The following is a 12,624-nucleotide window of genomic DNA, read 5'->3' as shown; positions in this document are numbered from 1 at the left end:
GTTATGAGTAAAAAAAGCAATAGTAATAAAGACTCTGACCTCGTAGATAACTTAAAAGTTCGATTAGATAAATGGTTATGGGCAGCACGTTTTTATAAAACACGTGCGATAGCAAGGGAAATGGTACAAGGCGGTAAAGTGCATTATAATGGACAGCGAACAAAGGCGAGTAAAATAGTCGAGGTTGGTGCGGTAGTGAAACTCGCTCAAGGCGTAGATGAAAAAATCGTAACCATAACTAAGGTGCTTGAAAAACGACAAAGCGCCCCCATTGCTCAGACCTTGTACCAAGAATCTGATGCTAGTATCGCCAAACGCGAAGAAAACAGCATCGCACGTAAAAATAATAGCTTTTTTGCTCCTCATCCGGATAAAAAACCCGATAAAAAGCAAAGACGCGAACTTTTAAAAATGAAATCAAGTTAGGTATAGCCGCTCATGCAACAAGATTTACTTCACCGTTATTTATTCAACGAACTAGATGTTCGTGGCGAACTCGTTCAAATTGAGAGTGCCTACAATGAAATGATTGCCAACCATAACTACCCTACACCTGTAAAAGCTTTACTAGGTGAGCTATTGGTCGCTACTTGCTTACTGACAGCTACATTAAAATTTGAAGGTGAAATAGCCGTGCAATTGCAAGGTGACGGACCCGTTAAATATGCAGTAATAAATGGTGATGATAAGCAAAATATGCGTGGTATTGCTCGTCTACAAAATGAAGTGACAGGCAGTACTGTCAAAGAACTAATCGGTAATGGCTATATGGTTATTACTATTACGCCAGATAAAGGTGAGCGCTACCAAGGTATAGTCCCTCTAGAGCATGACACTCTAAGTGAGTGTATTGAAAGTTACTTTGAGCAATCAGAGCAGTTAAAAACTCGTTTATGGTTTGCAACCAATACAACCGAAGGCAGTGCAAAGGCATGTGGTTTATTTTTACAGGTACTGCCTGTTGATAAACAGAAGTCAATTGAAGACTTCACCCACCTAGAAGCACTCAGCAATACGATAAAAGATGAAGAGTTATTAAATCTTGATGCAAATACAATCTTAACTCGTTTGTACCATGAAGATAATCCACGTGTTTTTGAACCACAAAGCATACGTTTCAAATGTGGCTGTAGTCGCGACAAAACAATCACCGCATTAGTTAATGTAGGACAACAAGAACTACTCGATGATGTAGCAGAAAACGGCAGTGTTAATATCAACTGTCATTACTGCTTAAAAGAATATACGTTTAATGAGCAAGACATTAAGAGTATTTTCAACTAAAAACTCCATCTCAGCTCATCTTCCTATATAAAGCCGCAAAATATGCGGTTTTATATTATAAAAAGATGATACCGGTGTCATAAAAAGTGACATTTAATGACACCGGTATCATTGAAATTATTCATGTTTTTTTGCAAATATATATGTTTTTAAGGGCTTTACAGGCTCGAATATCTGAAAACCTTCTGTTACTATCATTACAGCTGAAGGGCACTATTTACCCAGAGCTATCCCGTTCAAACTCTCATACATAGTTAGGTATAAACATGATTACAAGCGCTACACGTTTTGTCGATTTAACCGCAGCTGAACTTGTCGAGCATGCGATCCGCCGTGGCGAAGGAACTTTAGCCGCAAATGGTGCTTTCGTAGCCATTACAGGAAAACGAACAGGCCGTTCACCTCGAGATCGTTTTATTGTACAAGAAGCTACAACACAAAATGAAATTCAATGGGGCAATGTAAACCGTCCTTTCGATGCTGACAAATTTGATGCTTTATGGGCACGCGTAGAAGCACATGTGCAAAGTAATGACCACTTCACCTCTCACCTAGAAGTTGGCGCTGACCCAGAGCATTATTTACCTGTAGTTGTCACAACAGAAACTGCATGGCATCACATTTTTGCCAAAAACATGTTTATTGAACCTAAAAACTATAACGCTTCAAACTTACCACAATGGCAAGTGATGAACGTACCATCGTTTGTATGTGAACCAGAACGTGATGGCACTAACAGCGATGGCACCGTAATTATTAACTTTGCACAACGTAAAGTATTACTGGCGGGAATGCGCTACGCCGGTGAAATGAAGAAATCGATGTTCTCAGTTCAAAACTTCTTATTACCAGCTAAGGGTGTATTACCAATGCACTGTTCGGCTAACGTTGGTGAAGCTGGCGACACAGCATTATTCTTCGGTTTATCTGGCACTGGTAAAACAACGTTATCAGCTGACCCAACTCGCTTCCTAATCGGCGATGACGAACATGGCTGGGCACCTGGTAGTGTATTTAACATCGAAGGCGGCTGTTACGCAAAATGTATCGACCTTTCACAAAAGAATGAGCCTGTTATTTGGGATGCAATCCGCTTTGGCACTATCTTAGAAAATGTTGTGCTTGATGATAGAGGTGTGCCAGATTTTAACGATACAAGTCTGACCCAAAATAGCAGAGCTGCGTATCCATTAGAACATGTTGAAAAGCGTAAAGTAGAAAACCGCGCAGGTGAGCCTAAAGCTGTTGTATTCTTAACATGTGATGTGAGTGGCGTATTACCTCCTGTATCTGTACTGAGTGAAGAAGCCGCTGCGTACCACTTCCTAAGCGGGTATACTGCTAAAGTAGGTTCAACCGAAATTGGTTCAACAAGCGATATAGAATCTACATTCTCAACCTGTTTTGGCGCACCATTCTTCCCACGTCCTGCAGGGGTTTATGCTGAGCTTCTAATGAAACGTGTACGTGAGTTTGGCGCTAAAGTTTACCTAGTGAATACTGGCTGGACTGGCGGTCCTTACGGTATCGGCAAGCGTTTTGATATACCAACTACACGTGCTGTAATTGACGCTATAGTGTCAGGTAAATTAGCCGGTGTTGAAACTCAACATATTGATGCATTGAACTTAAACGTACCAGTTGCAGTACCTGGTGTTGATAGCAACCTTCTTAACCCTATTAACACGTGGGAAGATAAGGCTAAATATAATGAATATGCAGCTAAATTGGCTGCTGACTTTACAGAAAACTTTGCTAAATACGACGTATCTGACGATATTAAAAATGCAGGCCCTAAAGCTTAAAAATAACCTTTAGCCTCATAATTAAAACGCCAACCTTGAGTTGGCGTTTTTGATTCTAATTTTTACCCCAGCGACTAAGTTTCTTTAATAAATAACCGAATACATAAGATAGAACACTCCAACACCACAAGCCAAACTGTTAAAGGTTAACAGTCATATAAAAGTCTACTCTTTCGAGTCGGACTTTCTTTCATTTAGAGTAGGGTAACGGCTTCATAGCAGTGGCGCTGGACCCTGCGCTAAAAAGCTAATTCTGCGTCATCATCTGGTAATGTATTAGATAACCAAAACACTCTTCACAATGAGGCGCTTCGTTTGGGAGACGCTCCGCTTTAGAGAAGGAAATGTTGAATGTCACTTTTCTGCAGACGTAAAAAAGCCCGACTATTTCTAGTCGGGCTTTCTACAATTTGAAGTCGGTGCGCTACGCAGTAGAATGTCATGGTGCCCATCGCGGTGGAGAGTCACAGTGAAATGTTGCCTACCATAGGCCAGTGTATTGAATAGCCAAAACACTTTTCACAAAGAGGCGCTTTGCTTAAGAGACGCTACGCTTTAGAGAAGAAAATGTTGAATATTACTTTTCTGCAGACGTAAAAAAGCCCGACTATCGCTAGTCGGGCTTTCTACAATTTGAAGCCTGGTAATGTCCTACTTTCACATAGCAAATGCTACACTATCATCGGCGCTGTTTTGTTTCACTACTGAGTTCGGCATGGAGTCAGGTGGGTCCAAAACGCTATTGTCACCAAGCAAATTTGGGCGTTAATCCGTATCTCTACGCACTAACTGAATTTGGAAAATATCTGATAATATTTTTTAAGTCTTTCTGTCAGTAATATCTACTTTAGTTATTAACTTCTGTCTTAACTGTCACACAAAACGCGTTTGGCGTTGTATGGTTAAGCCTCACGGGTAATTAGTACAAGTTAGCTTAATGGCTCACACCACTTCCACATCTTGCCTATCAACGTTGTAGTCTTCAACGGCCCTTCAGAGACTTTAAAAGTCTAGTGAGAACTCATCTCGAGGCCTGCTTCGCGCTTAGATGCTTTCAGCGCTTATCAGTTCCGAACGTAGCTACCGGGCAATGCCATTGGCATGACAACCCGAACACCAGCGGTTCGTTCACTCCGGTCCTCTCGTACTAGGAGCAACCCCTCTCAATTCTCAAACGCCCACGGCAGATAGGGACCGAACTGTCTCACGACGTTCTAAACCCAGCTCGCGTACCACTTTAAATGGCGAACAGCCATACCCTTGGGACCGACTTCAGCCCCAGGATGTGATGAGCCGACATCGAGGTGCCAAACACCGCCGTCGATATGAACTCTTGGGCGGTATCAGCCTGTTATCCCCGGAGTACCTTTTATCCGTTGAGCGATGGCCCTTCCATTCAGAACCACCGGATCACTATGACCTACTTTCGTACCTGCTCGACGTGTCTGTCTCGCAGTTAAGCTGGCTTCTACCATTACACTAACCGTACGATGTCCGACCGTACTTAGCCAACCTTCGTGCTCCTCCGTTACTCTTTGGGAGGAGACCGCCCCAGTCAAACTACCCACCAGGCACTGTCCGTAACCCCGATTCAGGGGCCAACGTTAGAACATCAAAACTACAAGGGTGGTATTTCAAGGACGACTCCAACAAGACTAGCGTCTCATCTTCAAAGTCTCCCACCTATCCTACACATGTAGGTTCAATGTTCAGTGCCAAGCTGTAGTAAAGGTTCACGGGGTCTTTCCGTCTAGCCGCGGGTACACAGCATCTTCACTGCGATTTCAATTTCACTGAGTCTCGGGTGGAGACAGCGTGGCCATGGTTACACCATTCGTGCAGGTCGGAACTTACCCGACAAGGAATTTCGCTACCTTAGGACCGTTATAGTTACGGCCGCCGTTTACCGGGGCTTCGATCAAGAGCTTCTCCGAAGATAACCCCATCAATTAACCTTCCGGCACCGGGCAGGTGTCACACCGTATACGTCATCTTGCGATTTTGCACAGTGCTGTGTTTTTAATAAACAGTCCCAGCCACCTGGTCACTGCGGCTCCCGTCCGCTTAGAGAGCAAGTCTCATCACAGATAGGAGCGTACCTTCTCCCGAAGTTACGGTACGATTTTGCCTAGTTCCTTCACCCGAGTTCTCTCAAGCGCCTTAGTATTCTCTACCTGACCACCTGTGTCGGTTTGGGGTACGATTCGGTATAATCTGAAGCTTAGAGGCTTTTCCTGGAAGTATGGCATCAGCAACTTCACTACCGTAGTAGCTCGTCTCGTGTCTCAGGTTTAATGTTCGTCCGGATTTACCTAAACAAACGCCCTACTCACTTTCACATGGACAACCATCGCCATGCTTGCTTAGCCTTCTCCGTCCCCCCATCGCAATTATACCAAGTACGGAAATATTAATCCGTTTCCCATCGACTACGCCTTTCGGCCTCGCCTTAGGGGTCGACTTACCCTACCCTGATTAACATGGGATAGGAACCCTTGGTCTTCCGGCGTGCGGGTTTTTCACCCGCATTATCGTTACTCATGTCAGCATTCGCACTTCTGATACGTCCAGCATACCTCCCGGTACACCTTCAACCGCTTACAGAACGCTCCCCTACCACTCATACAAAGTATGAATCCGCAGCTTCGGTGCATAGTTTAGCCCCGTTACATCTTCCGCGCAGACCGACTCGACCAGTGAGCTATTACGCTTTCTTTAAAGGATGGCTGCTTCTAAGCCAACCTCCTGGCTGTCTGGGCCTTTCCACATCGTTTCCCACTTAACTATGACTTTGGGACCTTAGCTGGCGGTCTGGGTTGTTTCCCTCTTCACGACGGACGTTAGCACCCGCCGTGTGTCTCCCGGATATTACTTTACGGTATTCGGAGTTTGCAAAGGGTTGGTAAGTCGGGATGACCCCCTAGCCTTAACAGTGCTCTACCCCCGTAAGTATTCGTCCGAGGCTCTACCTAAATAGATTTCGGGGAGAACCAGCTATCTCCCGGTTTGATTAGCCTTTCACTCCTAGCCACAGGTCATCCCCTAACTTTTCAACGTTAGTGGGTTCGGTCCTCCAGTTGATGTTACTCAACCTTCAACCTGCCCATGGCTAGATCACCGGGTTTCGGGTCTATACCTTGCAACTATTCGCCCAGTTAAGACTCGGTTTCCCTACGGCTACCCTAATCGGTTAACCTCGCTACAAAATATAAGTCGCTGACCCATTATACAAAAGGTACGCAGTCACAGAACAAGTCTGCTCCTACTGCTTGTACGTACACGGTTTCAGGTTCTATTTCACTCCCCTCACAGGGGTTCTTTTCGCCTTTCCCTCACGGTACTGGTTCACTATCGGTCAGTTGGGAGTATTTAGCCTTAGATGATGGTCCACCTATATTCAGTCAAAGTTTCACGTGCTCCGACCTACTCGATTTCACTTAAAATGTCTTTTCATGTACGGGACTATCACCCTGTATCGTGGCACTTTCCAGAGCCTTCCATTAACACATAATAAGCTTAAGGGCTGTTCCGATTTCGCTCGCCGCTACTTTCGGAATCTCGGTTGATTTCTTTTCCTACGGGTACTTAGATGTTTCAGTTCTCCGCGTTCGCCTCGTTAACCTATGTATTCAGTTAACGATACCTGCAAGCAGGTGGGTTTCCCCATTCGGAAATCCTAGTCTCAAGTGCTTTTTACTAGCTTGACTAGGCTTATCGCAAGTTAATACGTCCTTCATCGCCTCCAACTGCCAAGGCATCCACCGTGTACGCTTAGTCACTTAACCATACAACCCAAACGGGTCTTTGTTTTGTGACAGTTTAACTTCGCCAGAAGTTAATATTGAATACTAAAGTAGATACCAATCAATCGACTCATAAGAGTGATTAAATGGCACTGAATGATACTGCTATCATTCTTTTTTACTTTTGAAAACTCTGTACAAATAACAATGTTATTCATACGAATTTTATTATCAGCTTTTCCAAATTTTTAAAGAGCATATTAATTAACTAAGCCAGTGGCTTAACTAACTAACAATCATCTGTGTGGACACTACGAACAAATAAGTTCTAAATCGTATAAGGAGGTGATCCAGCCCCAGGTTCCCCTAGGGCTACCTTGTTACGACTTCACCCCAGTCATGAATCACTCCGTGGTAAACGTCCTCCCGAGGGTTAGACTATCTACTTCTGGAGCAACCCACTCCCATGGTGTGACGGGCGGTGTGTACAAGGCCCGGGAACGTATTCACCGCGTCATTCTGATACGCGATTACTAGCGATTCCGACTTCATGGAGTCGAGTTGCAGACTCCAATCCGGACTACGACGCACTTTAAGTGATTCGCTTACCTTCGCAGGTTCGCAGCACTCTGTATGCGCCATTGTAGCACGTGTGTAGCCCTACACGTAAGGGCCATGATGACTTGACGTCGTCCCCACCTTCCTCCGGTTTATCACCGGCAGTCTCCTTAGAGTTCTCAGCATTACCTGCTAGCAACTAAGGATAGGGGTTGCGCTCGTTGCGGGACTTAACCCAACATCTCACAACACGAGCTGACGACAGCCATGCAGCACCTGTATCAGAGTTCCCGAAGGCACCAATCTATCTCTAGAAAGTTCTCTGTATGTCAAGTGTAGGTAAGGTTCTTCGCGTTGCATCGAATTAAACCACATGCTCCACCGCTTGTGCGGGCCCCCGTCAATTCATTTGAGTTTTAACCTTGCGGCCGTACTCCCCAGGCGGTCTACTTAATGCGTTAGCTTTGAAAAACAGAACCGAGGTTCCGAGCTTCTAGTAGACATCGTTTACGGCGTGGACTACCGGGGTATCTAATCCCGTTTGCTCCCCACGCTTTCGTACATGAGCGTCAGTGTTGACCCAGGTGGCTGCCTTCGCCATCGGTATTCCTTCAGATCTCTACGCATTTCACCGCTACACCTGAAATTCTACCACCCTCTATCACACTCTAGTTTGCCAGTTCGAAATGCAGTTCCCAGGTTGAGCCCGGGGCTTTCACATCTCGCTTAACAAACCGCCTGCGTACGCTTTACGCCCAGTAATTCCGATTAACGCTCGCACCCTCCGTATTACCGCGGCTGCTGGCACGGAGTTAGCCGGTGCTTCTTCTGTCAGTAACGTCACAGATGTGAGGTATTAACTCACACCCTTTCCTCCTGACTGAAAGTGCTTTACAACCCGAAGGCCTTCTTCACACACGCGGCATGGCTGCATCAGGCTTTCGCCCATTGTGCAATATTCCCCACTGCTGCCTCCCGTAGGAGTCTGGACCGTGTCTCAGTTCCAGTGTGGCTGATCATCCTCTCAAACCAGCTAGGGATCGTTGCCTTGGTGAGCCATTACCTCACCAACTAGCTAATCCCACTTGGGCCAATCTAAAGGCGAGAGCCGAAGCCCCCTTTGGTCCGTAGACATTATGCGGTATTAGCAGTCGTTTCCAACTGTTGTCCCCCACCTCAAGGCATGTTCCCAAGCATTACTCACCCGTCCGCCGCTCGTCAGCAAAGTAGCAAGCTACTTTCTGTTACCGCTCGACTTGCATGTGTTAGGCCTGCCGCCAGCGTTCAATCTGAGCCATGATCAAACTCTTCAATTAAAAAGTTTTGTGTCTTTCGACAGCTCAATGAATTCTGAATTTATTTAATATCTTTCGATATTGAATTGACTGTGCTGAATAACTACCTAAGTAATTATTCTGTTGGTCACTCAGTTTCAATTGAGACTCTAATTTGTTTGCCTCACTACCTAAGTAGCTTGGCTGTTAGAACTCAATCTGTACGAGTGCCCACACAGATGATTGCTTTATATTGTTAAAGAACGTTTGAGTTGCCTTAGCGACTCAAGGGAAGCGAATCTTACGCTTTCCTGTGTTTTTGTCAACACTTAATTTTAAATTTTATAAAAATATAAACTCAAGTTTTACTCGACTCACTAAGTGACTTGCTTGCCTCGCTAAGCGTTGCCTGCTCTGCCGTCTCAGTGGGGTCGCATTATAGGGAGATCCGAAAACAGATCAACCCTTTTTTGAAGAAAACTTGAAAAAACATGCTGCTCGATGAGTATTTGAGCTAAACGCTCAAAAACACAACTAATAGTAAGTTTTATTTATGTAATAGCGCCATTTGACTAAGTGTATGATGATAAATATCTTTCTAGTGCTTATTTGAAAGGTAATTATGGTAACAACCATATTAGCTTATGATTTTTCTTAGGTGTAACGTTACCGTTTTTATAGTAATGCTACTCACTTAGCTAAATCATTAATGAAATAGAGCCGTGTTGTAGATGACTAGAGATTAGTGGTAGATAGGTAATAGGTAAATATAGTAATGCAAAAATTTTATTTATAATTTCCAGGCATTAAAAAGCCGAGCATAAGCTCGGCTTTTAGGTTTCTTTAAGACTTACTCTGCAGACTGTGCGTCTTCTTGAACTTCTTCGCTAGTCGCTGGGCGACCAACTAGTTCAATATAAGCCATTGGTGCATTATCACCAGTACGGAAGCCACACTTAAGAATACGAGTGTAACCACCTGGACGATCCGCGTTACGTGGACCGATTTCACTGAATAATTTACCAACAACTTCATTGTCGCGTGTGCGAGCAAACGCTAAACGGCGGTTTGCTACACTGTCAGTCTTAGCCAGTGTGATTAAAGGTTCAATTACACGACGTAACTCTTTCGCTTTTGGCAAAGTAGTTTTGATGATTTCATGTTTCACCAAAGAACCTGCCATATTGCTGAACATCGCTTTACGATGGCTACTGTTACGGTTTAATTGACGACCACTCTTACGATGGCGCATGACCCTATCCTTCTAACTAAACTAATATAGTGATTTAGATTATTCAGCTAAACTTGCAGGTGGCCAGTTTTCTAGGCGCATACCTAGAGAAAGACCACGTGAAGCTAGCACGTCTTTAATTTCAGTTAGAGACTTCTTACCTAGATTAGGCGTTTTAAGAAGCTCAACCTCAGTGCGCTGAACTAAATCACCGATATATTGAATTTGCTCGGCTTTCAAACAATTTGCTGAGCGTACTGTTAGTTCAAGATCATCGACTGGACGAAGCAGAATAGGATCGAATTCTGGTTTCTCTTCTTTCTCTTCTGGCTCAGTTACATCGCGTAAATCTACGAATGCATCTAATTGCTCAGCTAAGATAGTAGACGCACGGCGGATCGCTTCTTCAGGATCTAATGTACCGTTTGTTTCCATATCAATGATTAATTTGTCTAAATCTGTACGTTGCTCAACTCGAGCTGATTCAACCGAGTACGCAATACGTTCAACTGGGCTGAATGATGCATCAAGCAACAATCTACCAATTGGACGCTCATCGTCATCAGAGGATAAACGACTAGATGCCGGCACATAACCACGACCGCGCTCAACACGAATACGCATGCTGATCTCGCTGTTACCTGTAGTTAAATTACAGATAACGTGATCTGGATTAGCAATTGTTACATCGCCATCGTGCTGAATATCAGCCGCAGTAACAGGGCCTACACCAGATTTAGTCAGGGTCAGAAAAACTTCATCTTTGCCTTCTAACGTTACTGCTAAACCTTTAAGGTTTAATAGTATTTCAATGATGTCTTCTTGAACGCCTTCTTTCGCGCTGTACTCATGTAATACACCGTCGATTTCTACTTCAGTTACTGCACATCCAGGCATAGATGAAAGTAATATACGGCGTAAAGCATTACCCAGAGTGTGACCAAAGCCACGCTCTAATGGTTCTAAAACTATTTTAGAACGCGTTGGGTTTATAGCGTCGATGTCGACTAACCTTGGTTTTAGAAATTCTGTAACAGAACCCTGCATTTTATCCTCTCTTAACTCTTAACTTTACTTAGAGTAAAGTTCGACGATTAGTTGTTCATTAATGTCCGCAGACAGGTCTGAACGCTCAGGTAGACGCTTAAAGCTGCCTTCCAATTTCTTACCGTCAACTTCAACCCAAGTCGGCTTTTCACGTTGCTCAGCCAACTCTAGAGCAGCGATGATACGTGCTTGTGTCTTAGACTTCTCACGGATTACTACAGTATCTTCTGGAGTAATTACGTATGAAGGAATGTTCACAACACGACCATTAACTAGAATCGCTTTATGGCTTACTAACTGACGTGCTTCAGCGCGTGTGCTAGCAAAACCCATGCGATATACAACATTGTCTAAACGTTGCTCTAAAAGCTGTAACAAGTTTTCACCTGTATTACCTTTAAGGCGAGCAGCTTCTTTATAGTAGTTACGGAATTGCTTTTCTAATACACCGTAGATACGACGTACTTTTTGCTTTTCACGTAATTGTAAACCGTAATCAGATAGACGACCTTTACGAGCGCCGTGCTGACCAGGTGCAGTCTCAAGTTTACACTTAGAGTCGATAGCTCTTACGCCGCTCTTAAGGAACAGGTCAGTACCTTCACGACGACTCAGCTTGAGCTTAGGGCCCAAATATCTTGCCATGTTATTTCTCCTAACCTATTGTTAAACGCGACGTTTCTTCGGTGGACGACAACCATTATGTGGTATTGGCGTCACGTCAGTAATGTTTGTAATACGGTAACCAGCAGCATTCAAAGCACGTACAGCAGATTCACGACCTGGACCTGGACCTTTGATGAAAACTTCTAGATTTTTTAAACCGTATTCTTGAGCAGCAGTACCTGCACGCTCTGCAGCAACCTGAGCAGCAAATGGTGTAGATTTACGTGAACCACGGAAACCTGAACCACCGGCAGTAGCCCATGATAGTGCATTACCTTGACGGTCGGTAATCGTTACAATAGTGTTGTTGAAAGAAGCATGAACATGAGCCATACCATCAGCAACTTGTTTTTTAACCTTTTTACGACGAATTGGTGTCTTAGCCATAATACTATCCCCTTATCGCTTAATAGGCTTACGAGGACCCTTACGGGTACGCGCGTTAGTCTTAGTTCTTTGACCACGTAGTGGTAAAGAGCGACGGTGACGTAGGCCACGGTAACAACCAAGGTCCATAAGGCGCTTGATATTTAATGTAACTTCACGACGAAGGTCACCTTCAACAGTGTACTTGCCAACTGCATCACGCAGTACGTCAAGTGTTTCGTCAGAAAGTTCACCGATTTTTGTGGTCTCGGCGATACCAGTCGCTGCTAAGATAGACTTAGAGCGAGTCTTACCTATGCCATAAATAGCTGTTAAACCAATAACTGCATGTTTATGATCAGGGACGTTAATGCCAGCAATACGGGCCACTAACACATCTCCTATATTCGAATTTGGTAATCAAAAGTTTGAAAAGCCCGTAAGGATACTCAAACGAAGACCAAATCACTACTAAAAACACAGGCCGAGAAATCTCAGCCTGCACGACTGTTTACTTAGCCTTGCCTTTGCTTATGCTTAGGCTCACTGCAAATTACGCGTACTACACCAGCACGTTTAATAACTTTACAGTTACGGCATATTTTCTTAACGGAAGCACGTACTTTCATTGCTCAACTCCGTAAACTGAC

General features: G+C 44.2%; 9 protein-coding genes and 3 rRNA genes. 3 read left to right on the top strand and 9 right to left on the bottom strand.

Annotated features, from left to right (window positions below; genetic code table 11):
• Positions 1-3 precede the first annotated feature (3 nt).
• The 3 genes from hslR to PS1M3_RS01190 all read left to right on the top strand — a co-directional run bounded on the left by hslR (position 4) and on the right by PS1M3_RS01190 (position 3,089).
• Positions 4-426: a ribosome-associated heat shock protein Hsp15 gene (gene hslR, locus PS1M3_RS01200; RefSeq protein WP_203985807.1), complete on the top strand. Its 423-nt coding sequence runs from the start codon at positions 4-6 to the stop codon at positions 424-426.
• Between the two features lie 12 nt (positions 427-438).
• Positions 439-1,284: an Hsp33 family molecular chaperone HslO gene (gene hslO / locus PS1M3_RS01195; RefSeq protein WP_203985803.1), complete on the top strand. Its 846-nt coding sequence runs from the start codon at positions 439-441 to the stop codon at positions 1,282-1,284.
• Between the two features lie 266 nt (positions 1,285-1,550).
• A complete protein-coding gene (locus PS1M3_RS01190) occupies positions 1,551-3,089 on the top strand; it encodes a phosphoenolpyruvate carboxykinase (RefSeq protein ID WP_006794627.1) in 1,539 nt (512 codons plus the stop codon).
• Positions 3,090-3,727: 638 nt separating this feature from the next.
• On the opposite strand, the gene rrf is transcribed toward PS1M3_RS01190, so the two are convergent.
• The 9 genes from rrf to rpmJ all read right to left on the bottom strand — a co-directional run bounded on the left by rrf (position 3,728) and on the right by rpmJ (position 12,603).
• A 5S ribosomal RNA gene (gene rrf / locus PS1M3_RS01185) occupies positions 3,728-3,842 on the bottom strand.
• A 145-nt stretch (positions 3,843-3,987) separates the two neighbouring features.
• Positions 3,988-6,874: ribosomal RNA gene (locus PS1M3_RS01180) — 23S ribosomal RNA — on the bottom strand.
• Positions 6,875-7,170: 296 nt separating this feature from the next.
• A 16S ribosomal RNA gene (locus PS1M3_RS01175) occupies positions 7,171-8,706 on the bottom strand.
• Together the 16S, 23S and 5S rRNA genes form the textbook arrangement of a ribosomal RNA operon.
• 808 nt (positions 8,707-9,514) lie before the next feature.
• A complete protein-coding gene (gene rplQ / locus PS1M3_RS01170) occupies positions 9,515-9,916 on the bottom strand; it encodes a 50S ribosomal protein L17 (protein ID WP_006794892.1) in 402 nt (133 codons plus the stop codon).
• 39 nt (positions 9,917-9,955) lie between these two features.
• Positions 9,956-10,942, bottom strand: a complete 987-nt coding sequence (gene rpoA / locus PS1M3_RS01165; RefSeq protein ID WP_008127834.1) for a DNA-directed RNA polymerase subunit alpha — start codon at positions 10,940-10,942, stop codon at positions 9,956-9,958.
• 24 nt (positions 10,943-10,966) lie between these two features.
• A complete protein-coding gene (rpsD, locus tag PS1M3_RS01160) occupies positions 10,967-11,587 on the bottom strand; it encodes a 30S ribosomal protein S4 (protein WP_002959461.1) in 621 nt (206 codons plus the stop codon).
• 21 nt (positions 11,588-11,608) lie between these two features.
• Complete coding sequence (gene rpsK, locus PS1M3_RS01155; protein ID WP_002959471.1) at positions 11,609-11,995, bottom strand: 30S ribosomal protein S11; 387 nt, start codon at positions 11,993-11,995, stop codon at positions 11,609-11,611.
• 12 nt (positions 11,996-12,007) lie between these two features.
• On the bottom strand, positions 12,008-12,364 hold the full coding sequence (rpsM, locus tag PS1M3_RS01150; protein ID WP_203985800.1) for a 30S ribosomal protein S13: 357 nt from the start codon (positions 12,362-12,364) through the stop codon (positions 12,008-12,010).
• Between the two features lie 125 nt (positions 12,365-12,489).
• Positions 12,490-12,603: a 50S ribosomal protein L36 gene (gene rpmJ, locus PS1M3_RS01145; protein ID WP_002959476.1), complete on the bottom strand. Its 114-nt coding sequence runs from the start codon at positions 12,601-12,603 to the stop codon at positions 12,490-12,492.
• Positions 12,604-12,624 lie beyond the last annotated feature (21 nt).

It is taken from the genome of Pseudoalteromonas sp. PS1M3 (genome assembly GCF_016865405.1).
GTDB lineage: Bacteria > Pseudomonadota > Gammaproteobacteria > Enterobacterales > Alteromonadaceae > Pseudoalteromonas > Pseudoalteromonas marina.
Note: the sequence above shows the minus strand (reverse complement) of the source record. Positions and strands in the feature narration are given on the sequence as shown.